Raw genomic sequence first — 23,171 nt, 5'->3', positions numbered from 1 at the left:
GGTATAGAAACCGCTATCATGAATGTGATGGCGGTTTTTTTATTGAAGATATCTAATATTAGAGATACGGCGTGTTTTTTAATGGGAGATATTACTCTCATCTATGTTTAATATTATTCGCATTGTGTTTCATCCTGTTCCTGCTTGTTTCAATTTGTATATTCACATTTGTTCCATTGATTTATCCCGATTAATCCTCAATGATTTGTAGCCGTAAAGTTGGTGCGTCAAAGCTCAGGGCTATGTATTTACGTTTACTTTTTGTTTAATAGGGAAATCCAATGTTTTTTAAATTCACTTCATGCAAGTCATTTTTGGCCTATGTGATTTCATTGGCCTTGATTGGCTGTGGCAGTCACAACGAGAGAAAAGAAGATAACTCAAAGCTGGCGACTGAGGACCAGAAAGCGGTTGTAAAGACCCCCGAAACACGCACGATCACCGCTATTGATGGCTACCTGGTCAATGCGATTGTATGTGATGATCAGAACGACAACCTGGTATGTGATTCGGGTGAAGAAGTAACTGTCACACACAGCGACGGTACATCACAGGTGTTAACAACCAACGAACAAGGTCAGGCTGAGGTATCAACAGATGCCAATGTAATTATTAAAGTGGTTGGAGAGCAGACGTATGACACCGATTTTGATCTTCTCGCAGGTCAGGCATACACGCTACTTGCACACTCGGACACAGATATTGTTTCACCATTTTCGACGCTGGCTACGCTTAAAAATGTCGATATGGATACGCTAGCGTCTGAACTGAATCTCGATGCTGCTTTGATCAAAAGTGACTTTGTATTAGCCAAATCGGCAGACGACCCGGCAACGATCGCTAAATCAAGGCGTATTCATTTGGTTGCCCGTTCAATTGTTAAACTGCTTCCTGAGAATTTCTTCTCAGTTAAAGACGATGTGAGTTTTCCAGAGAAGTTGGTTGCCGACACAGTTGGGTTGGTGCAATACGCTCTGGAAATGGCACTCGACGATATAGACAGTCTGGTACTGGAGAAGAGCGAAGATGGCCTCAAGTGGGTTGCGCACTGGGTGACAGAAACATCTTACCCTGTACCAGATGTTTGGACCCTGAAGGATGACCTGGAGCAGGGCGAAGGGCGCTGGTACATGGGGTTAATCAGTGCCGGGGATTTCGCGCGTGATGGCGTTAAACAATGGGTGATGCAAGATGGCGTGGCGTCAGTGGGTGACGAGTCTATTCCTTATCAGGTTGATGGCGGTGTGATTGTCATGGACGGCAAGGAAATAAGTGTTTTTGAGACTTTAGAGGGACTGCTTTTGGCGACAGATAACTCCACGGGCGAATTGATCTTCTTCAGCAGACACTATGACGTATCGGTAAATATGGCAGCGAAATTCAGCGAAAAGACGCTCATTACTGAGGCTTTATATACAGTGATTGAGGACAGTGCCAATGACTCAAACCAGCGTGCAGAGCTGACTGTAATCGAGCATACGTTTAATACAGACGGTACAGGTAAACTTAAGTACATAGACAAAGTCGAGAGTATGGATACTCAATGGGAAGTGACTGATGAGGGCGCACTAAAAGTGCAATTTAACTCTGCAGGTGCATTGGTGACGCAAACCTATTATCGCAGTCCAAGTGCGCATGACGTGTTTATGGTGAGAGCCGAAATGGCAGAAAACCAGGCGGTCATTGCTGCCCATGATAAAGATTCAGCGCTGCAAATTTTGAAGGCGCTTGCACGGCATTATAAGTTAATCGAATTACTGTGAGATAGATATTGTTTGGCTTTTAAATCAGCCCTTTATGTTGTGCTTGCGCTAAGGGCTGACGGATAGGTTTAGGCGAATCTTTAATCGGTTGCCTGGCAGTTTTCAACCCTGCGTACGCTCTGTAGTGCCTGGTAGAGCCTTTGTTTGTCTTGTACAGTTAGGTTATCTGTATTTAGCGCAGCAAGAAAAACAGGCTTTAGCTCCGTGGTGAGGTTACCATGTTGTGCCAGGTGAGTGGTCAGGGTCTGCAGTATAGCCGCGCCGAGCTGATTTAATGTGTTTCTTAGTTGCGTCAGGTCGGCTTCCTGATTAGGTACGCCTTCAGAGAGCCATTGTGCCCGGTATCTGTATTGAATTGCCTTGGCAGCATCCATTTGCGCCTGGAAAAATGCCTTAACACTGCCAGTATCGAGGCATTGCTGCTGGGCTTGCTCCAGCGCCTTTGACAGCACTACGGCTTCACGGGATAAATCTTCGATGGGCCTGTGTTTTTGTGCTTTAAACAGTGCAACGGGCTGCATCTGGGCAAGGCGTTGGTTAATATGTGAGAACAGCGCTTTAGCTGAATCTGTGCGTGTGTTTATCAGCACATTTGCCTGGTCCACAACGTGCGCCAGTGCACTGCGCGCTTCGTCCTCGCTGATTGGCTGAGGTCGTTTTTCCATTTTCATCAGGCCGAACAGAGTATGATTATCTGCGTTATCCTGAATGCCAGTTTCGCGTAACGTTAGCTCAGGGTACACGGCTTTGAGTGCACAACTGCCCACTGCCACTGTGTTTTGGTCAAACTGGTCAGCTGCGAGTAAGCGGGCGGCTTCGTTGGTGCCTTTTGGTACTGGCTTGGCTTGGAGCTGATGCGCACTGAGCCAGCGGGCGATCTGTTTTAGAGCTGCCGGATGCGAGGCAGCATGAGTGATTTTACCGGTTTTATTCAAGCCAAATACACACATCTCGATGGGCATATGAACGGCCGCGCTGAGCTCCGTGACCTGATAGCTGCGCATTGCATCCACAATGGCCGGGACCAGTTGCCCTTCTATCGTGGAGTTGGCCAGCGCACTAAAAGCCCAGGTCTGTGCCTGCGCCGCACTGGTATAGGTATGCGCCGGGGTGCCCGAGTAAAAGCGCTGATAATCCATGTGGTTACGGGCTGCGAGTAAGTCAAGCGCGGCATGATTAAAGCTTCCGGGCCCGGCTTGTACATAGACAGGTGCCCCCTGCGTTGTCAGCGTTAACAGTAATGCAGGTAACGCCAGTAAGCGAGATATAAAAGACAATTTCAACGGCTTTTCCAAAGGTCTAACAGGCAAAGAAGGCATCCTAACAGAACTGCCGCGCGCTGTCGTGCAAGCGATAGACGTCAATAGCTGCGCTTATGCGTGCTGTACGTAGCTTAGTCATCTCTTCAGTTCGAGTTAATTTTTTATTGCAATAATCAAGATAATTGAATTTAACTCAGGAATGAATATGACAATCAATAAGATACTACTGGGCGCCGCTGCACTGGCTGCTTTATCAGGATGTGAAATGAACAACACAGGTAAAGGCGCGGCGATAGGTGCAGCAACGGGTGCTGTGCTGGGTAAAGCCACGGGCAATCACAAAGATAAACGCATTGCCATTGGTGCGGCGGTGGGCGCCATTGCTGGTGCGGCCATTGGCAATTATATGGATCAACAGGAAGCGGCTTTTAACGAGGAGCTTGCGGGCACCGGCGTAGAAGTGGTGCGCGAGGGCGATCAAATGCGCCTGGTTTTGCCTGCCAACATCACCTTTGCCACCGGCCAGTCGACCATCAGCCCTGGTTTTAACAAAACATTGCAGGGTATTGCCCGTGTGATGCAAAAATACGACAAAACCTTTTTGACCATCATTGGCCACACCGACTCTGCCGGTTCAGCCGGGTTTAACCAGACCCTCTCAGAGCAACGGGCAAATAGCGTAAAGCAGTCTTTGCTGTCCTACCAGATAAACCCGGCACGTATAGACGCGCAGGGGATGGGGGAATCTCAGCCTGTGGCCAGTAACAACACCGAGCAGGGCAAAGCACAAAACCGCCGCGTGGAGATCAAGATTATCCCTAATCAGGCGTCGTAGCGTTCGCACTTTCATTTACAAAGGCTTGATGTGGCTGCACTCAACTTAAGCTTGTGTCGTCACATCTGCGGTGCCTTTTAACAGCCGGCCGAGGATATCTGCGCCGGTGATGATGCGAGGTTGTTCGGTCCAGACCAGCACCACGTCGACTTCAATGTCGCCGTCGTGGTCCGGGTCCAGGGATTCGGCAGACTTTAGGTGTTTAAGCACATCGCCCAGGTTCATGTCATTGCTGTGGATGATCAGGGGTCTGAAGCAAAATTCATAGGGCTCGAAGGGTTGCTCTGTATTAAACAGCGCGGCGCGCAGCAGTCCATCGGCGTCCATCACCAGTAAATGCTGGCGGGCTTCGTTGGCCAGGATCACCCATTTATGCCCGCTGGCATTTACCTGTTGTAAAAATGGGTCATCGCTACTGCGCTGGACTTCGGGGAGAATGGGAAAGTCGACCTTGCTTGGCAGCGTAATGACAGAGCGCGGGTCGATAAGCTCGCCCTCTTGCGACACCAGGGTATCATCTATGGTCAGAAAGTTAACCGCGCCTATGCCTTCGAGTCTGTCTACCTCGGCTTCTTCCGCTTCAATGTGCTTTTCAATGACGCTTTTCAGGTCGGTTTCGCGAAAGTAGTTAATGCCTTCTTTGCCGAGCCAGCTGCCACAGATCGGACAGCCTATTGATGTTGACCACCATATTGTCGATTGGCAGGGTCGCACTGGTACCGGCAAGGAGCAGATCGTCCTTAACGTCGTCATGCAGCTGCTGTAGTTGTTCAAGTGCTTGAGTTTGCGGTTACAGTGACCAATTCCTTTCAAGCATCATCAAAGTGGCAGTTAAGCAGCCAGAAAAAGGCGGTGGTTCAGTGGGTTTATTCACCCGTCGTAAAAAGCGGTGGCCCTCAGAGAAAGTGTTTTGCCTGTACAGAATGAAAACACCACCGTCATTATTGTGATGGTGGTGTTTTTTTGCTGTACAACGCTGTCTCAGGCAAGCTGATATAAGCGTCGTGTTATAGCATCAGAGTAATCTGGCTCAGCGGCGTTTTTCGCATGAGTTATAATAGGGGTTGTCGCTGTTGTTATAGCAAATATCGTAACCTGAGCCACCGTAAAGGCTATCATTCAGGTTGTCATAAGGATAACCACCACCGTATAAATAGTCGTCACCGCTACCACCAAATAAGTTATCAGACCCCTCTTGTCCATGGAGTCTGTCATTGCCATTACCACCATACAAGTTATCCCAGCCGTCTTTACCGTAAATGTCATCGTTGCCACTGTTGCCAAAGATGGTGTCCCAAGCAGAAGTGCCGACCAAAACATCATTGCCACTGGTGCCATAGATGGTGTCAGCCTGAGCTGCCTGAGAGAAAGACGCCATAAGGATGAGTGCACCCGCGAGGGTGGAGATTTTATTAAACTTCATTATTTTTCCTTAATGTAAAATGAGTATTTCGATATCAATATCAGGGTATTTGAAGGTCTAATTTCAAATTCGTTGTAGCTTTACTAAATCGCTTACTAATTTTCTTCAGAAGCTAGCTCATTCATTTTTACGCGAAGATGCGCCAGCTCTTGGTGACTAAGCGAGTAGGTTGAAAGTGCTTTTAGCGCATGTTTTTTAACAGCGGTATGTTCATTTTGGTTGTTGATTGTGTGCCACAAAACTGCGCGATTGTCTTCTGATTTGAAGGTACTTTCAGCAATGGACATAATCGCTCTTGCACGCGCATTAACATCTTCTTCATGCATGGCCATGTGTCTTACAGGCGTAAGATCTGTGTCGGAAGTGGCCCATTGTGCTATCTGATAAGCACCATGGCGTCTTACGTTTTGATCTGTGGAAACAACGACGCGTGAGAGAGTTTGTTGTACGCGTTCATAATCTTCCCGAGTGCCCGGAGCGGGTTTCAGAGCCATAATTGTAAACTGTTTCATATCTGAACTGGATTCTTGCTCTGAATCTATATGCTCCAGCAAGCGGTCACGAGTTTGCCCAGTAATACTGTCCATATTTGCTAGCAAGAATAATCCAGCGGCTCTGTCGTCCTCACTATTGGATAGCTCTGTTGCCAGATCTATGGCTGCGTGTTGTGCCAGTGGATCACCCGTTTTTGAAAGAACGGCGCTCAGCTCTCTGCCAAGTAAGCTGTCAGGTGCCTGCACAAAAGCATCCACAATATGAATTATCAAAGACGGGTCTTGCTCAAGTGCCATCAGCATATCAATGCGTAGTTCTGAATATGCCTGATTAGGGCCCAATATTGCGTGCTGTAAAGGCGCCGTGCTGGCAGCAATCTTTTCTTGTAGCGATGCTAAAGAGTGTATCAGTTGGTCTTCAGGTGATTGCCAGAGCATTGGTTCGGGTTTTTGTTCACTTATTTTAGCCTCGGCAGACGGTAACGTAGACGGTAACGCATACATATTGCTGTCTGAGTCTCTTGTACTGGCTGTCTTTGTGGTTGGTACCGGTAATACTTGCGGGGCAGTCTGTGTAGGCGCGATGCTTGCCGTTTTCTCTGGTTTACCAATCAGTATTAGCAAGGTAACGAAGACCACGACTATGCTTAAGAGTAACAAGAGCTTATTAGGCCTTAATTCAAAAATCATTGACACTGTCTCTTCCTTGGTGGTGATTAAATGATCAATGAAACAATATAGGTACAATGTGACAGGCTTGTTGCGCTCTGGATTATTTTTACTGAAGCATATGCAAGGGGACTAGTTTGTTTATCTTGCACGTGTTGGGGGTTGTGTTCTCATTACATTGAGCAGTTCTCAACGGGCGAATAATGACTGTTAGTGTGCCATTATTCGCAAACGAACGAGGCGATATCTCGGCTCAAAACTGCACAGATACACACCTATCCTGAACTCAGATGCCCACATCACTTTAATGTTGTGCCGGCTTCTTGATAGCCTTATTTTTGCGATATGAGCACTATCTAACGGTGAATTATGTGGTGCTATTGCTGCTTAAGCCAGGGGAAAGCTGGTGCTCTATCAAATATAACAATAACATGGCTTTTTGCCATTGCTGTGTCAGCTGCCACATATCGGACAGGCCATTGATGTTGACCACCATATTGTCGATAGGCAAGGTTGCATTAGTACCAGCAAGGATCAAATCGTCTTTAACGTCATCATGCAGCTGCTGTAGTTGTTCAAGTGCGGCGGTTAAGGTGCTTTCGCTCATCGACTCGGCTGTCAGGCTGGTTTTCATAAAATGCCCCAGCTGCGACTGATATTCCTGAAGCTGGGCGTGCAGTTCAGGGTGTTCGGCCAGTTGTTTTTGCGGCTGCAAGTGGGCTAGCTTTTCAACACAGTGACTGCAGGTGATCAGGTAGTGCTCAACGCGCATGAGCTTTGCCAGCAGGCCAGTGGTTTCTTCCGACAGCGCCGACTGCTCCACGGTAACAATAAAGTTGCTAATGTGCTGACAGAGCTTCTGAATGGTCTGGATCGCTTGTTCAATGGCCAAAGCGTCGAGAGGTTGGCGAGACTTTTCGTACTGTGCCAGTATTTTATCGGCCACTAATTTGGTTTCGAGCAGCAGTGCATTGGTGGCCAGTGCCGGTGTCTGGGCAATGGTTTTATCCAAAAATCGCGGCCGGGCGGCGGTCTCTTCGGCGCTGCAAAAGCGCTTCATTAAAAAGCCTGCCAATCGGTTATTGAGCGGGAAGATCAGCATCACGCCCAGCACGTTAAACAGGGTATGGAACAGCGCCAGTGACAGCGCCGGATCGGCGGTCAGATTAAAAAAGCCGGTGATCACGGTGATCAGATAAAACAGCACAGGTAACAAGGCAAAGGCCACCAGAGCGGTGAGCGCATTAAACACAACTTGCGCCGCGGCTACGCGTTTGGCGTTGGAGGTGGCGCCAATGGCAGCGAGAATTGAGGTCGAGGTAGTGCCAATATTGGCTCCTATTACCATAGCACCGGCTGCATAAAGGCCAATCATGCCACTGGCTGCTGCCGTAATGGTCAGCGCGATAGACGCGCTGGATGACTGCGTCAGAGTGGTCATTACAATGCCAACCAGTAAAAATGTCAGCATGCCTGTCAACCCTTCGGCGGTAAACTGGCTCAGATCAAAAGTGGCGACGACATGTTCAAACGCGCCTTTAAGAATATCGATGCCGATGAAAAACAAGCCAAAGCCAACCATCGCCAGGCCCGCAGATGCCAGCCGGGACTGCGGGCGCAGCAGTTTCATCAGTGCGCCTATGCCAATCAACGGCAGGGCAATGGCCTGAATATTGAATTTAAACCCAACTGCGGCAACCAGCCAGCCAGTGACGGTTGTGCCGACATTGGCACCATAGACGATACCCAGTGCCTGATGCATGGTAATCAGGCCTGCATTAACAAAGCCCAGCGAGGCAACGGTTACTGCGCTGGACGATTGCACTAGTGCGGTCATGCAAAAGCCCGAGGCAATACCGCGTTGCGGGGTTTTGGTCCAGGTCGCCAGTACTTTGCGCAGCGACGCGCCGGCGGCGAGTTTCAAGCCATCTGTCATCATGCCGATGGCGACCAGGAAAATCCCCAGGCCGCCAAGTAGGCTACCTATCAGCTGAAGTGTATCCATAGTTACTCAATCCCATTATGGTGGCACAGTGCGCTCGGTCCACCTTATTTTACAGCCGTTAAAAGTACCATGATTGCTAAAAAGGGCGTTGTCTGAGGTCAACTTTTTGAACGGTCACATATATTTAGGGATATAAGCAGAAGCTGGGAAAGTCAAGACGAGCGGCTTGAACGAGGTGCCAGATTAACGGGTGATTTATCAGTCATGTTGCGCTGATTTGTGCCGTCATTTTAAAACTGTGACTTGTGTCGCACTTTTTTAACTGTTAAAGTGCGACAAGTGTCACATTAAAACAACAACAGATATGAAACCTAATACCACCGAATTAGAGATCCTCAAGCTGCTGTGGCAACAGGAGCCGCGCACCGCCAAAGAAATTCACGATGCCATTGCAGCGCGTTTTAACTGGTCGTATTCCTCAACACGCAAAACACTTGAGCGCATGGGAGACAAAGGGCTGCTGAGCATTGGTGAACAGGGTAATAAAAAGTCGTACACGGCTCGCGTTGAAAAAGTGCCGACTTTGGCCGCCTACGCCCAGGAATTTGCTAAAAATGTGCTGGAACTGGACGGCCCGTTGCCGGTTGCTATGTTTGCCGATAGCCGGCTGATAGAGTCGCAGGAGCTGGAGGAGCTGGAGCACCTGCTGGCATCTTTGTCTGAGCAGGATAAGCGGGGCCAGTAGTATGAGTCTGGCAACTTTATTTACAGTGTTGGGGTCAGTGCTGATCTGGTGTCTGTTGAGTGTCGCTCTGGTGCGGATGGGTCGTTTTCTGAGTCGCTACCATCCTGCGTCTCCCGATTTATGGTGGGCTGTGCTGGCGCTGAGTTTTGTGCCTTTTATTCCTCTGCCAGATATGACGTCAGGCGGCTCTGTCCCCTTGATACTCTATGATTTTGCTGAGCAGACGGACAAGTTCCAAGTAAATACGGAGATTTTATTGACTGCCAACACACAGTGGGACTGGTTGTGGGTATTTATAGCGCTAACTTCGCTGGTTGCGCTGCAAAGTGTTCGCCAGGGCGCACGCTTACTGAACAAGCTCACCAGCCTGCGTGCTTTAATGGCTAGCGCTGAGCCACTAGAGGCCAGCCTTTATAAATCGCTCGCGCCTTTAACACGTGTTAATGGTCGCCAGGTGCCTGTCTATGTTTTACCCCTAGATTGCACGGCATTTGCAGCGGGTGTGCGTCACCCTGTGATTGTGATGCCTCGCTATTTTACCACCTTACCTCAGCACAAACAGCAAACCTTACTGCTGCATGAAATGACGCACCTGGTCCACAAAGACCATATTGCGATTCTGATTTGGCAGTTAGTGCGGTGTTTGTTTTGGTTTAACCCGGCGATTGCCAAAATGGAAGCGGCATTTATCAATGCCATGGAAGCGCGCTGCGATGCACAAACCATAGGCCGTTATGGGATTAATCGGCAGCAGTACGCGGCGACTTTGTTAGACGCACTTAAATACAGCACACTGAATAAGACACCCAATGCCGTCGCAGGGTTTGCCTCTGAAGCCGTATCGCTGGCCGATTATAAGAGTCGTCTGGTGCAGATCATGAAGCCGGTTAAGGCACGACATCGTTTTGTGCTCTTTAACCTGCTGTTGATAGGCGTGTGCTGCGCATTTATCTCTTTTCAGGTGAGGCCTCTGCTGAGCCCTCAGACTCCAAACTGGCAGTGGCCAATGACTGAATATGAGATCAGTGCACACTTTGGCCATGTGTCGGCATTTCGCAACCACAAGCCTCATGGCGGGGTCGATTTGGTGGCAGCAAAGGGCTCTCCATTGAATGCCGTTGCCACAGGTAAAGTGTTGGTTGCCGATGATGTCACATTGCCCAACAACTATGGAAAGGTGGTACTTATCCAGCATAGTAATGGCTATCAAAGCTTATATGCACATCTGGATAGTATTGCCGTGTCATCCGGTGACTGGGTATCGGCTGGTGAGGTGATTGGCACTTTGGGTGACAGTGGCCGGGTTTCCGGCGCCCATTTACACCTCGAAATTCTGGCTGACGGAGCGCGTCTCGACCCGCTGAGCATTTTCTCGAAGGACTAATTCATGAAATATCATCTGATGATCGCCATCCCTGTGGGTATGGTGCTAAGCACGCTTGTGTCTGATTTACCTGATCAGACAGCGGCTAAAAGTGGCCCTATGTGTACGCCCGCTGTGGCACAGGCCGAACCAAGTACAGAGCAAACAAGCGAAAAAATATTGCCTGTTCAGGTATCTGATGAGCCTGAACAGACGCCGCAGGTTGAGCACAAATTGCTAACTCTGTCTGCGGGTCAGTCATTTATTGCCTTACTGAAGCCTTTTGGTCTGAGTGACCGTCAGGCATACAAGTTACAAAAATTGATGGCCCCTGAGGTTGATCTCAGCAAGCTGCCGGTTGGGCAAAAAGTAAAAATAGAGGTCTTTGAGGGTCAATTACATTCAGTCACTGTAGCGACAGGCTTTGCACAGCGGCTGAGTGTTTCAATGACGGGCGAGTGGCAAAAACGCCGCTATCAACTCGATACGCGCCCGGCTCAGGCGGTGCACGATGTTGCCATTACTCAAAGCCTTTACGAGTCGCTGATTGCCGACTCGGTGCCGCTGGATGTGGTCAATCAGAGTATCACCGTGTTTTCTCATTTTGTTGATTTTCAGCGGGAAATACATCGAGGCGATGCACTGACTCTGATGTATGACAAAGCCATTTTAATGACCAAAGACGGCCTTGAGCAGCAGCTGGAACAGGCTGGCCAGTTGCGCTTTGCCCGGCTTCAGAATCAGGGAGAAGACCTGGCGGTATATCACCATGATGCAGAGGGCGCGCAAAGCGGCTTTTACTTTGCCGACGGTCGTCCTGCGCAGAGCTTTTTGCTAAAAACCCCGTTAAATGGCGCGCGTTTATCGTCTAAATTCGGCAACCGAAAGCATCCTATTCTCGGTTATACCCGGCTACACGCTGGACTGGATTTTGGTGCGCCCGTTGGCACACCTATCTTTGCGGCGGGTAATGGCACCATCAAAAAAGCAGGCTGGGGTGGTGGCTTTGGTAACAGGGTTGTGATCCGACACGCCAATGGCTACGAGACTCTATACGCGCACCTGAACGGGTTTGCTAAGGGCATGAAACCGGGCACACGGGTTAAGCAAGGCGAAGTAATAGGGTATCTGGGTAACACCGGATTGTCGCAGGCCCGCCATTTACACTATGAAGTACATAAAAATGGTAAGCCTATTAACCCATTGTCACTGAAGCATGTAAAACAGCAGCGACTGAGCGGCAGTCAGCTTACCAGTCTGCAACAGCGCATTGCGCGTGTGCATCAAAACCCAGAACTGGATCAGTATGTGACGAATACGGCTTCGCTGGGTAAGTAGCTATTCAGAAAATAAACAGCAGCGCCCGGTACAGGCGCTGCTGTTAACAGAGTTTTATGACTACTGCTCAACCACGTAATGGCGGTTGTTCAGTTCTTGTCTGAACACGCTATTATTCAGATAAGAGTAAGTCATTGGGCGATTGGCCGCGTCACGCTGACCGTGATCTTCGATGGTGTTTTCTTTGATCAGGTTAGGGGTTGCGGTATTGACGGCATACAGTTTAATGCCGTAACTGGCCGGATGTATAATCAGGTTTTCACTGTAGACATGCGCTTCACCATCGCTGATGGTGCTGTCCTGCTGCGCTGGGTTACGGGCAAAAATGCCATTTTCTCCGGCGTACAGAATGTGGTTGTCATGGATGGTTAAACCGTCGCCATCGAGCATCATGCCATTACCGCCACTGCGATAGATCAGGTTGCCTGTTACCGTTACCTTATCCCCGCCAACCTGAATACCTGTGTTTTGGTATTTAGGATCAAACGGGCTGACGCCGGTGCGGTAAATCTTGTTATTGCGAATGCTTGCATCACTTGCCACTGAATTGAGCTGAATACCATCGGCACCAATGTTTTCAAGGGTGTTGTTGTATATGTCAACGTCAGTCAGTTTATGCGGATACACCGTGGTTGCAACACCATCACATTCCAGCTTGCGGCTCTTCCCTGTATAGCCTATGTACATGCCTTCGCCTGTTTCGGTGTCGTGAATGTAGTTGTGGTGTACTCTCAGCCCGCGCATGGTGAAGTTTTCCTGCCAGGTGGCGGGATCGCAGGTAGGATCGGTTTTAATCAACAGTCCGGCAAAACGCGCGCGGTAGATTTCAAGATTATCAATCTCTATGTACTCGCTGAGCCCACCAATGCCAACTGTACCACCCAGGCGCATACCGTAACCTGCTTCATCCCGGCTACCGGTAATGCGTAGCTGAGAAGATTGCTCGACGGCAATACTGTACTCGTAAGGGGTGGTTGTGACTGTGCCATCTTCGTTGCGGATCACGACTGGATTGCCCGCTTCACCGTGAACGTTGCGAATTCGCAGCGGGCCGCGTTCCCCGGCTGCCAGGCAGATAGTATCACCAGCGACCACGCCCAGCGTATTACCATCGATCAAATGGTGGCTGGAAGGGATCACAATGTTACATTGCGCAGCGAGTGCCTGCGGGATAGTACACAGCGCCAGTGCGCCAGAGAGAAGAGTTAGCGTGAGGGTTTTCGTGTCTTTCATTGCTTCTTCCTTATTGAAGTCATCGTTACACTTAGTTTGGTTAACGAAGATACCACAACACAATGCGTTAATATCCTGCCTGTCTGGGGGGAATCTGCCAAAAGCACTAAATACATCTTTCGGCACTGTATCTGTAAACAGGTACTGGCACAATTTACTGCGCCATCGACAGTATCCCACACCGCAATGCTGACAACGCAATTAAGCACACAGGTATCGTTCGTCAAAATGCATTGTGCTATTAAATGAAATACTTGTCTATTATTTAGGTAATATTTTGTTACTCGTTTTGTATGATGCTGTTAAGTATGGCTAATTCATTATTGGTATTGACTTGCACCCAAAGCGGAAAGTGGTCGCTCAGCTCATAGGTCCATTTACTTTCGGGAATGCCGGTATCATCAAATATCGCAGCCATCAGGCCTTGTGCCGCAAAGTCAATCACGCCGCCTTTGTCGGCATAACTAAACGCATGCCTGGCACGGTGCAAAATTTGGTCGTAGCGTTTATTGCCAGCGCTCGCTGCGGTGTCGTTGATCTCTGCCAGGGCCTGCGGCATCTGTAATCCGCTTGATTGGGTGAGCGCCTGATAGAAGCGATCGCCAATGCGGGGAATATTAAAGTCGCCCACCACAATCAGGTCTTCATCAAATACCGTATCGGCGTTGTCGACCCAGCGGCTCTTTATCCAGTCGCCAAAGCTGGCGAGCTCTTGCTCACGGCCAGGGCGCGTGCCCCAGCGGGCGTGCATGGCCAGTATCATAAAATCGAAACTGCCAGCTTTAAAAGAAGCCATATAAGGCGCGCGCCACCAGGATTGTTCACTGATATACTGGTCATCGACTTTTTGCCTGTCTGGCTGCGCTTCTGCGGCCAGACCAGTAAACTGCACCATGCGTTTGTCGTAAACAAACGCGGTGCGCTCCCAGTTGCCGCCAAAATCGCTTTGCCAGTCGCTGATCACAAACTGCCAGTCTGGTCCCAGTTGCTGCATTACCCGCTTAAAATCGGTCAAATCGTCTCGAAGCTCGGTGATCGCAATCAGGTCAAACTGATACAAAATGCGCGAGATAAGCGTAATGGCCAGCTCGCTGCGTCGTCGTTTGCCAAAGTCACGAATATTCCAGGTTGCAATATTGAGGGTTTCATCCAGCATGGAGGGGGGGATGTGGCTTTGTTCTATACGTTCAACCAGTAGTTTGAGTTTTTCTGCTGTGGCTTTTGAAAGGTGTGTCAGTTCCATGGGTTACCTTGCTCAAGTGATGAATAGATTCATAAAGCTAGCTCATTGCCCAGTGAATACCAGTTTTTCAGGTCGATATGCTCGGGTGATGTGGTGCTTAGCGAAGAGCGTGAATAAAGGAACGTGCCGCTGAGTAGCTCAGGGCACGTTGTAACTTATGAAGTCATTAAAACGCGTGTTTATACACATCAAACTGATCGTGTTGTAATGGATCTAAGACCTTTTTTTGTGCTTGATTAAACTGCTCGATTAACATTTCAGGTGTCAGGTATTGGTCACTTTGTGTTTGTAAATAGTTCAACGCAGACACAGCAACCGGTGTTGAGTAAGAAGAGCTGTGGAAGGGCGCATAGATGGCACCGGCAGTTAGCACTCCATACAGGGTTGACGGATAAGACCGTTTACGGGATTTAATGCCGTTTTCTTTATATCCGCCAGTCGGGATATACACATCGGTACAACGCCACAGATTATAATCGGTTTGCGACAACTTAGCGTTATCGGTCACACCTTCAAGAGGAATGTCCTCGATGCCAAGCCTTTTCATAGAAGTAAGCGGATTGGCGACCCTCAATCTTGGCTGAATGTCAGAATCACAATCTATAGGGTAAGCTGCATCATCTTCAACCAAAGCGCGTTGTGACTTTGCGATACCCGCTTGTACAAGCAAGGTTTTACGTTGCTCGTTTTCATCCGTTGTGTACGTGAACGAAGCGAGATTTTCGATGTATCTGATCTCCAGAACCATTAACGCCGTCATAACTGAGTCATCAAGCAGCGCGCCACATTTGGCCTTTACGGTATCATTCAGTACGCTCTTAGACACACCAAAAGAGGCATTGATCAGGCCAATATCGTGTTCTTCCACGGCAGCTTGCAAACCACTGATTGCTCGGTCTTGCCTGGTTCTCAAATTTGCCAGCTCAGCTTCTCTAATCGCAGTGTCGCCGCTGCTGAGTGCCTCACATGAGCTATTGTCCATCCAGTGCCCATCTTCAACCAAAAGAAGCTGTGCTCTGGGGTTGTACTCAAATAAGAATGAAACGACGTGCGCACCGTGGCCATCACCCACGGCAAAAAAAGGTGCGCCTTTTTCCTTGATAAGCGGCAGGTAGTTACCGGCAAATGTCGCAGATACGTGACTGAAGTCAATTGCTGACAAACTGCGCGAGGCGCTGGCAATTTCAGTGAAAACCTGGTTCGCTTCAGATGGCATCATAATGACCGGGCGGTGCGCAACTAAATTCATATCTGCATCATAACTGAGCAAATCGAGCACCCTGTCTCTGTATGCCGATACGGCTTGCTGAGACATACCGAAGTCAATCACCATGATGCGCTGGTTCTTGTCAAACTTAGCTGCGTTGTGTGGTACTGGTGAAAAGGTGACTTCTACCATGTTGCAGTTTTGCTCCCACCCGTCGCAAGTTGAGGCATTAACGATTTCTGTTACTTTATCAATAATGGCCTGATCACTTTCTAAAACTGGAAACTTTGGAAAGATAACCCCTTGTTGCTCAACAAGTCTGTCTGCGGGCGTCGGTTTCTGATCTGGATCCGGGTCCGGTGTAGGGTCTGGGTCAGGCGTTGGATCGGGTGTGGGATCCGGGTCTGGTGTCGGCTCAGGGGCTGGTGTGGGATCTGGAGTCGGGTTTGGACTTGGCGTAACTGATTTATCAGGCACTACCGGTGTATCACCTTGTGCATTACTGCTCCCACAGGCACTTAGTGATGTTGCGAATAGTGCAATAAAGATTGCGTTTTTCATGATTGCTCCTTAATGAGATTCAATCTATTCCTTAGTTCGACCATTTTGTCATCAGGCAAGAGTAACACTGTTTCTGATAGCGATAAACCTGTTGTAAACAAGTCGTGAGTTTTCTTGGAGTATCCCGACTTTTCAACGATTTGTTCGAAGTCACCCATTAACTCTTCTTGCGTCAGTGTTTCTGTATATTTAAATAACAGGTCCACATAGTCGTGCTCTATTCCCTGTACCCACTCTTCCTGGTTCAGCCTTTCTGAAAGTTGTCCGATTGCTTTTTCTATCGGATCTCTTTGACCATTTTGAGCCAGGTAACTCAGGTACTCGATCGCGAGCAAACGTGCCTGAGCTTGCTCGCCTTTAAACATTTCTTGTGCAAAGCCTTTTTGAGTCAAAATTGTGTTTTGCAGTTGCAGCATGTCTGTGGAGCTATCCCATTGCCCAAAAAGTGCCTTCTTTCTTTCACTACGGTCAGCATGTTGACTAAATTCTATATATGTTTTTAAGTCGGCACTTGCGGTTTGCAGTGTCGTGACTGGCGTAGATTTGTTTTGGTTTGCAACCGAGTATGTGCTCGGCTTGTTGTTATTCTCGTTCTTTATCTTAGTTGCAGCAGACTGAGCTTTGGCCATGCCGCTGTCGGGGTTACGGCTTTGCTGATTGTCTTTGGGCATACTCAGTGCTATCAAAATGGCACCGGAGACAGCAAGTAATCCCAGTTTTGTATAACGACTCTTGAGCATAATGATCCTTATAAACCAGCTGCTTGCCTCGTGAAAAGCAGCTGGTTGTTAGTTTGGGTTTAATAAAGCGGCTAACCAAAGCTAGCCATCTTTGTGTTACTGTCTAACTTTGAACTTAGCCATGTCACTCATAAGAATGTTCTGCCAGTACAAGTCACCCATCACTAAACCGTTTGCAATGACCAGGTGTCCTTGCTCTTCTTCGGCTGTGGTTAACAGGTTATAAACCATCTGATTTTCCGCGCCGCTTTCAATCGCTACGATTTTGTCGGTGCTGCCATCTTCTTTTACTAAATCATCGCCAGCTTGCAGGTTGCGAGCCACAGTCATTTTACCTGATGCTAAAAGCACACCGTGCTCTTCAGACAAACCGATACGGATACCTGATTCTGTGTGTACAATTACAAGAGGCTTCTCTTCCGGACCCTTCGTAGTATCTTCGATTTGCTCAAGGTCGAAGTGAACGTTAGACATAGTGGCAGTTTCTGCAAAGGCTAGCACATCGAATTTCTGTTCGTTGTTGAACAGAGCTTCGACATTTACCTGAGTGATTGCGTTAGATTTGCCTTCACGCGCAGAGATTTTTGTACCAACCTCAAAACAGCCACAGCGACAAACCGCAATTAGCTTGCTTGGGTCAAACTGGTTACAAACAGGCGCAAAGTTTTTTTGCACAGCGTAGTTATACTCAGTGTTGTTGATACAGTTACCACGGGCATAGTTACGGTAATCACGACATTCTGCCTGCGTCAGCTCTGTGCCGTTACAACGAGACTTAAGCTGGTCAACATAAGTTTGATCTAAAAAGCGGTTTGTTTCGGCAGGAGTTGGATCATAACCACCGCCGCCACCGCATTCAATGCGCAATTCCTGTTCCATACCTGGCTCAGGGATTTCGCAATCTACGGGGAGGCGAGCTTCTGCGCTACTTACTGCTAACAAAGTCATCAAGGCAACGGATGCCAGAAGTAGTTTTTTGATAAGAGTCATTTATTTTTCCTTAATATTTTATTTTACGAGGCGAGGTTTGTACCAGCACTTAGGACGGTAGGCGTCATTAGCATTAGGTACGTTTAGGCTATGTGAAATGCTTGCACAATGGTTGCGAGCGGCTTCGAGTTCTGCGTAAATTGACTGACGACCCAAGGTGACATCTTTGCCTGGGATCAGGTAGTCATCATTGTCAATTTTACATAATGCACCTTCGACGTAGGTATCCAGACGACACTGTGGCTGAGGGTGAGCTTCATATGTTTGAGAGACAACACTGGTATCCCGGTCATCAAAGCTTACTGTCTGACCACGGCCCGCTGCCAGCAAACTCGCCAGCGAGTAGCCCGCCATGGCCGTGCGATAGCAGAGGTTTTGGTCATAGAAATTGCCATAAGTGGCATCACATTTTGCTTTAGCGGTTGCGTTTACCGTATAGCGATAGGGGGTATTGTCCTCATCTGCCCAGATTTGCTTTGCGCATGCGTGAGAAGCAAAGTAGTCCGACTGCCCCTCGCTTGATGCCCAGCGAGTGCCTTTGAATGGGAAGCCGCCAAGGTGGTGACCCAGCTCGTGACACACAACCAGAGCAAATCCATCTTCTGTCACTTCAGGCGCACGCGCGAGTCCACCAAACATAGAAACTATCCAGTTATTGCCTTGTTGCAGTGCATAGGCATTTACTGTGTTATCGTCCCAATTCCGACGCCATACCAAGTTTGCGCCATGGGAGTTTACGATGGGCTCGTAAATGACATTAATTTCATCAATGATGCGATTAAAGTCATCCTCGGTCATGTCGCCGCTCATAGCATTGTGACGAAGATGAAGATTATTCTCCGGCATAATGATTTCTGAGTACTTTGAAATTGACAGGTGATCTTTGTTTCCATCAGCCGTGCTATGTGCATGTGCGGCTCCACCAGTCGCAGCAGACATAGCTACAAGCAGAGCGGTAATTGTAAAGCTCTTCATGATTACTGTAGTTCCTTATTGTAGTATTAGTTGTTGATGCACGTTTTGGGTGCTGAATTAATCTAAATAAAAAACTCAAATATTAAAATAGTTGGTTTATTGATAAATATTTGTTTGTCTTTAAATTGCAATATTGTTAATTTTGGGTTTTTAGAGTATTGTCCCTAAATTTAATATTAAACTCGAAATTTTATTTCTAACTCTATGAAAGGAATTGTTTTATTTTGATTGTCCCGATTTTTGAATGGAACTTTAGGGTAGCGTTTTAGTTCGATATATGAACAAAAGTTCTATTTGTTACTTTATGTATGAAAAAATAAAATAACGAAATAAGGAACTTTTTTGAAATATATGAATTTTTACTGTGGCTCAGACACGATCATCAGCCGAGTTGGGCATAGTTTTGTCTGACAGCGACAACCGAATATGATTTTATCGCTAACTTTTGGTGCGTCGACAGGTCAATGATGGCACGAGATAAAGGTCCGCTATACTTATAGAAATCTGCATACTGTATTTTGAAACATCTTAGGATCTGATATCTTCTAGAGTTAGGGACAGAGTTTTAGGTAGAGAGTCCGCTCCCCCCGATTTTATGGCAGAGGGGATTAATAACTCTAACTGCTCCACCTGTGCAGCTCGTTATAACCGAAAATAGTCAATATGAAGGGATAAGAATGAACAAAACTCTGTTAACTGCAGGCCTGGCTTTGCTTTTGCTGGGCTGCTCAGATAGTGAGGTGGGCGATGTTTCTTTGGGCCTGTTTACGCTCAAAGACATTAAATTACACTCGATGACAGATCCGATTGTTACCGGCGTGACATGCCATGTCGCCAGCATAGAGGCCGATCTTAGCTTATCCGACCCCAGCGATAGCTCCATTGCGTGTCGTCAGACCGGCGAAATTACGCCGCAAATGATAGCGCAGATAGATAAGAGCAAATCCGGTGAAGTGGTGTTCAAGCAATCAAAAAGTGTGTTTTTTAAGGCCATGAAGGTCAGACGCATTTTTGATGCCGAGCATCAGACACTGATGTATCTGTCCTATACAACCAAAGAAACCTCAGGCAGTTTTAAACATAGCTTGTCAACCGTTCCTTTATGGGGCACTCAGGCTTACTCTGAAAAATTAGCCAGCCAGTAGGGTAGAACAATACAGCGCTCTGGTAGTGTGCAATCGGCAGTTGCCTGTCTGTATAAACTGAAGTGTTTGTGTCCACAAAATGCCTGATAGCTACTGTCAGCTGTTCAGGGATGAGTAAAAAGTTGAGTATTATGAAGCAGCTATACATCCTATGCGCCATCGTCCTGATGGTGTGGTTTAATCCTGTCAGGGCGCTCGGTGAACGTCCTGATGTGACAATTTCATCGGCTCCAGCATGGGCTTCAAAGCAGTCACTGCCAGCGTTACCTGAAAGTTTAAGAAAGCCACTTCATTATCGCCTGGTTGATCGTCAGGTGAGCGATGCCGCAGGCGTAACAGCGGTTTCTCACAATCGGTTTGTGTTTACCGATGCAGCCGGGGTGCAGGAGGGCAGTACGGTCAGAGTGCGCTTTAATCCGGCTTATCAGCAACTGGTGTTCCACAATGTCACAGTGTGGCGAGACGGTAAAGCCGTTTACCAGTTAGCAGCGCAGGATATAAAAGTGATCAATGCTGAAGAGGACCAGAAAAACAACATGTATCTGGGTTTGTTTGATGCGTTGATCTTGCTTCAGGATATTCGGGTCGGCGATGAGCTGGATTACAGCTACAGCTTATCGGGTAGCAACCCGGTGTTGGGTGAGCGTTTCAGTTATTTTGATAACCTGGGCTGGGGTGTGGCGGTTGACTTACTGAGCTTTAAACTGACCCTGCCAGATGATAAGCAAGTGGCGCATAAAGTATTTGGCAACCTCAATACACAAGTGCAGCATCAGCAAAGTGAGGGCACGCAAACCTTTACTGTAAAAGTTGAAAACAGCATTGCGCACACGGTTGAGAACGAGCTGCCTGGCTGGTTTAGTCCTTTTCCTTATATTCAGTTCACCGAGTTTAACTCCTGGCTTGAAGTGCAATCCTGGGCAGCTGAGTTGTTTCAGGTTAAAACCGAGCACAGCCCTGAATTGAAAGCCTACATTAACGAATTGAAAGCCTTACCCAAACAGCAAGCCATTGAGCAGGCGATCACGTTTGTGCAGGATGAGATCCGCTATCTCGGTCTGGAATTGGGCGTGAACTCGCATCAACCCAACATGCCCCATCAGGTGTTTGAAAAACGTTTTGGAGATTGCAAGGATAAAACATTGCTGCTCAATACCTTGTTGCGCGCGCTGGATGTTGACGCCCAACCAGCTCTGGTTTCTACGGATAAACGCGCCCACATTAGTGAGTATCTGCCTACTCATAGTGCCTTTAACCATGTGATCACTCACTTTACTCTGGACGGTGAAGCATACTGGGTTGACCCGACCATTAACTATCAGGGAAGCCGCCTGAGCAGTTTACACCAGCCAGACTACGGCAGTGCACTGCTGGTGGACAGCCAGTCCGATGCCTTGACTGAAGTGAATATCAAGCCCGCCCGTCATGGTATTGATATCAATGAAATGATCGTTGCACCGGATTATGTCTCGCCGGTTCAATGGCGGATTGAATCTCAGTACTATGGCTGGCAGGCTGAGCGCCTGCGTTATCAGCTGGCCTCATCGCAGAAAAAGGTTTTTCAGGAACATTCTTTGAACTACTACGCGCAATTTTATCCGGGCGTGCAGGTAAAAACGCCTATCTCGTTTAGCGATAATCGCCGGGACAATGTTATCACAGTAGTTGAATCTTACTGGGTGCCTGATTTTTGGCAACCGGGAGAAAATGGCGCGGCCGAGTTTTATCTCTCTGCCGGCAATGTCAGTCAGTACGTTAAACTCCCTCAAACAGTGCGCCGTAAACAGCCTCTGGCGAAGGCGTATCCTTTATCTTTGTCTCAGCGTGTGACGTTACTGATGCCGGCAGATGTAGACTTTAGTGCGCTGGCCTATCAGAAATCCTTTGCCGACCCTTATGTGCAAATTGATAGCGCCATGGAATACGACCGTCGCCGGGTAACTTTCCATGCCCGGTATGAAGCTTTGCAGGAATTTGTGCCGGTGGAGGCGGTGCCTGCTCACCTTAGTAAGATCAAACAGGCAAACAAGTATAGTGGCTTTGGTGGCACAGTGATGGAGGTTGAGACTAACCCTAACTACACCTTATTTAAGGACTTTATCAACCAGCTTGAAAATAAAACCAAGATGAAATTTGTCGGAGAGTCACTATGAAACGGTTATTGAGCCTGCTGGTTTTAATCTGTGTTTTGTCTGGCTGTGCGTCGACCAACAAAGCCACGTTTTTGGAAACTTCAACCACTATTTATGAAGCCAACAAAAAGCTGGAATACTTATTTAAAAACCCCGATGAAGATGTGCTGCTGGCCATGATTGACCGACATGCCAGTGAAGCTTACGTAAAAAATGAACTGGGCGTGGAAGATCCCAAGTTTGCGATGAAGAGTGCTTATATTTCAATAGGGGCAATCATTGGTCTGGCTTCTTTTGAACACATTGTATACAGCCACAGCCGGGAAGTCGGTGACTACTGGCTGAGCCGGTATATTTTTTCCCACAATAATGGCACCTTTGCACTGGTCGATATCACTTTGACAAAACAGGATTATAGACTGGTGGATGTCAACAACCTGAGTTATCGCTCCAGTTTGGTGCATTTTTTCGCTGAATATGATCAACAGGTTAAATCGGCAGGACATGAAGAAGCGATAGCGGTGGTGACCGAGCATCTGGAAAAGAAAGCGTCGAAGTTAGCGCTGGAAAAGTACCAGCAACTCCCGGGCGAGGTTAAAACCTTGCCAATTGTGCATGAAACTTTGTTCCGCGCCCTTGAAACCTGTGAGGGGGAGCAGCATCAGCTGTTTTGCGAGACTTTGCTCACAGACAGCGAGAATGTGCATCACGGGCTGCTAAAAGCAAACCTGTTTCGCAGTATGGGGCAGTATCAACAGGCACTGACAAAGTTTGAAGACCTGCCTGAAGATATTCGCTCAAGCCCACCAATTTTAATGGAAAAAGCCATGGTGCATGCGCATTTAGGCCATAAGCGCGAAGCGTTTGCTATTGCACTGGACGGACTGTATCAAAACGCGGGTAGCGCCTATGGCTATCTGATCATGTTGCAGGTTGCGCTGATAACCGATGAGCATGACTATACTGTTGAGTTGCTTAATTTTATGAAAGAGACCTTTGAGATCCAATTTTCTGAGCAGCAGCTGGCCGATATCACAAACAGTGAAAATTTCATGAAATCAACGCAATATGCGCAGTTTAAACAAGTCTATCAGTCATAATTGTGAGC

At 48.0% G+C, this 23,171-nt stretch carries 19 protein-coding genes; 8 read left to right on the top strand and 11 right to left on the bottom strand.

The window, feature by feature from the left end; all coding sequences use genetic code 11:
• The first annotated feature begins 281 nt into the window (after window positions 1–281).
• A complete protein-coding gene (locus TW77_RS18990; protein WP_046006548.1) occupies window positions 282–1,763 on the top strand; it encodes a hypothetical protein in 1,482 nt (493 codons plus the stop codon).
• Window positions 1,764–1,843: 80 nt separating this feature from the next.
• Here TW77_RS18990 and aroQ read toward each other — a convergent pair whose 3' ends face one another.
• Window positions 1,844–3,040, bottom strand: coding sequence for a gamma subclass chorismate mutase AroQ (gene aroQ, locus TW77_RS18985; RefSeq protein ID WP_240479522.1), 1,197 nt, complete (start codon window positions 3,038–3,040; stop codon window positions 1,844–1,846).
• 190 nt (window positions 3,041–3,230) lie between these two features.
• Between aroQ and TW77_RS18980 the strand changes: the two genes are divergently transcribed.
• Entirely contained in the window at window positions 3,231–3,860 is a 630-nt protein-coding gene (locus TW77_RS18980; protein ID WP_082078978.1) for an OmpA family protein, read from the top strand.
• A 45-nt stretch (window positions 3,861–3,905) separates the two neighbouring features.
• On the opposite strand, the gene TW77_RS18975 is transcribed toward TW77_RS18980, so the two are convergent.
• The 4 genes from TW77_RS18975 to TW77_RS18960 form a co-directional block, all read right to left on the bottom strand.
• Window positions 3,906–4,613 carry a hypothetical protein gene (locus TW77_RS18975; RefSeq protein ID WP_156158710.1) on the bottom strand — a complete coding sequence of 236 codons (708 nt, stop codon included), beginning with the start codon at window positions 4,611–4,613 and terminating at the stop codon, window positions 3,906–3,908.
• Window positions 4,614–4,890: 277 nt separating this feature from the next.
• Window positions 4,891–5,283 (bottom strand): calcium-binding protein, encoded by a 393-nt coding sequence (locus tag TW77_RS18970; protein ID WP_052713275.1) that lies wholly within the window; start codon window positions 5,281–5,283, stop codon window positions 4,891–4,893.
• 95 nt (window positions 5,284–5,378) lie between these two features.
• Window positions 5,379–6,467, bottom strand: a complete 1,089-nt coding sequence (locus tag TW77_RS18965) for a hypothetical protein (protein WP_046006545.1) — start codon at window positions 6,465–6,467, stop codon at window positions 5,379–5,381.
• Window positions 6,468–6,813: 346 nt separating this feature from the next.
• On the bottom strand, window positions 6,814–8,451 hold the full coding sequence (locus TW77_RS18960) for a Na/Pi cotransporter family protein (RefSeq protein ID WP_046006544.1): 1,638 nt from the start codon (window positions 8,449–8,451) through the stop codon (window positions 6,814–6,816).
• Window positions 8,452–8,755: 304 nt separating this feature from the next.
• On the opposite strand from TW77_RS18960, the gene TW77_RS18955 reads away from it, so the two are divergent.
• The 3 genes from TW77_RS18955 to TW77_RS18945 are packed head-to-tail and all read left to right on the top strand — an operon-like array spanning window position 8,756 to window position 11,837.
• Window positions 8,756–9,136 (top strand): BlaI/MecI/CopY family transcriptional regulator, encoded by a 381-nt coding sequence (locus TW77_RS18955; protein ID WP_046006543.1) that lies wholly within the window; start codon window positions 8,756–8,758, stop codon window positions 9,134–9,136.
• A 1-nt stretch (window position 9,137) separates the two neighbouring features.
• Window positions 9,138–10,520, top strand: a complete 1,383-nt coding sequence (locus TW77_RS18950; RefSeq protein WP_046006542.1) for a M23/M56 family metallopeptidase — start codon at window positions 9,138–9,140, stop codon at window positions 10,518–10,520.
• Window positions 10,521–10,523: 3 nt separating this feature from the next.
• Entirely contained in the window at window positions 10,524–11,837 is a 1,314-nt protein-coding gene (locus tag TW77_RS18945) for a peptidoglycan DD-metalloendopeptidase family protein (RefSeq protein WP_052713274.1), read from the top strand.
• Between the two features lie 60 nt (window positions 11,838–11,897).
• Here the strand turns inward: TW77_RS18945 and TW77_RS18940 are convergent, their stop codons facing one another.
• The 6 genes from TW77_RS18940 to TW77_RS24460 all read right to left on the bottom strand — a co-directional run bounded on the left by TW77_RS18940 (window position 11,898) and on the right by TW77_RS24460 (window position 18,786).
• Window positions 11,898–13,070 (bottom strand): right-handed parallel beta-helix repeat-containing protein, encoded by a 1,173-nt coding sequence (locus TW77_RS18940; RefSeq protein WP_046006541.1) that lies wholly within the window; start codon window positions 13,068–13,070, stop codon window positions 11,898–11,900.
• A gap of 280 nt (window positions 13,071–13,350) precedes the next feature.
• Window positions 13,351–14,313: an endonuclease/exonuclease/phosphatase family protein gene (locus TW77_RS18935; RefSeq protein WP_046006540.1), complete on the bottom strand. Its 963-nt coding sequence runs from the start codon at window positions 14,311–14,313 to the stop codon at window positions 13,351–13,353.
• Window positions 14,314–14,479: 166 nt separating this feature from the next.
• The gene (locus tag TW77_RS25670) at window positions 14,480–16,081 is read right to left on the bottom strand and encodes a hypothetical protein (RefSeq protein ID WP_046006539.1); all 1,602 of its coding nucleotides are present in this window, start codon (window positions 16,079–16,081) and stop codon (window positions 14,480–14,482) included.
• Complete coding sequence (locus tag TW77_RS18925; RefSeq protein WP_162197972.1) at window positions 16,078–16,752, bottom strand: hypothetical protein; 675 nt, start codon at window positions 16,750–16,752, stop codon at window positions 16,078–16,080. The genes TW77_RS25670 and TW77_RS18925 overlap by 4 nt, the downstream gene beginning before the upstream one ends.
• Before the next feature lie 165 nt (window positions 16,753–16,917).
• Entirely contained in the window at window positions 16,918–17,811 is an 894-nt protein-coding gene (locus TW77_RS18920) for a hypothetical protein (protein ID WP_046006537.1), read from the bottom strand.
• 18 nt (window positions 17,812–17,829) lie between these two features.
• Entirely contained in the window at window positions 17,830–18,786 is a 957-nt protein-coding gene (locus TW77_RS24460) for a hypothetical protein (RefSeq protein ID WP_052713273.1), read from the bottom strand.
• A 677-nt stretch (window positions 18,787–19,463) separates the two neighbouring features.
• Between TW77_RS24460 and TW77_RS18910 the strand changes: the two genes are divergently transcribed.
• From TW77_RS18910 to TW77_RS18900, 3 genes are all read left to right on the top strand, one after another.
• Window positions 19,464–19,931 (top strand): CreA family protein, encoded by a 468-nt coding sequence (locus TW77_RS18910; RefSeq protein WP_046006536.1) that lies wholly within the window; start codon window positions 19,464–19,466, stop codon window positions 19,929–19,931.
• 131 nt (window positions 19,932–20,062) lie between these two features.
• Window positions 20,063–22,084, top strand: a complete 2,022-nt coding sequence (locus TW77_RS18905; protein WP_162197971.1) for a DUF3857 domain-containing protein — start codon at window positions 20,063–20,065, stop codon at window positions 22,082–22,084.
• Window positions 22,081–23,163 carry a hypothetical protein gene (locus tag TW77_RS18900; protein ID WP_046006534.1) on the top strand — a complete coding sequence of 361 codons (1,083 nt, stop codon included), beginning with the start codon at window positions 22,081–22,083 and terminating at the stop codon, window positions 23,161–23,163. Before TW77_RS18905 ends, TW77_RS18900 begins: the two co-directional genes overlap by 4 nt.
• The last annotated feature ends 8 nt before the right edge of the window (window positions 23,164–23,171 follow it).

Origin of the sequence: Pseudoalteromonas rubra (assembly GCF_000967655.1) — a bacterium.
Lineage (GTDB): Bacteria > Pseudomonadota > Gammaproteobacteria > Enterobacterales > Alteromonadaceae > Pseudoalteromonas > Pseudoalteromonas rubra_A.
Note: the sequence above shows the minus strand (reverse complement) of the source record. Positions and strands in the feature narration are given on the sequence as shown.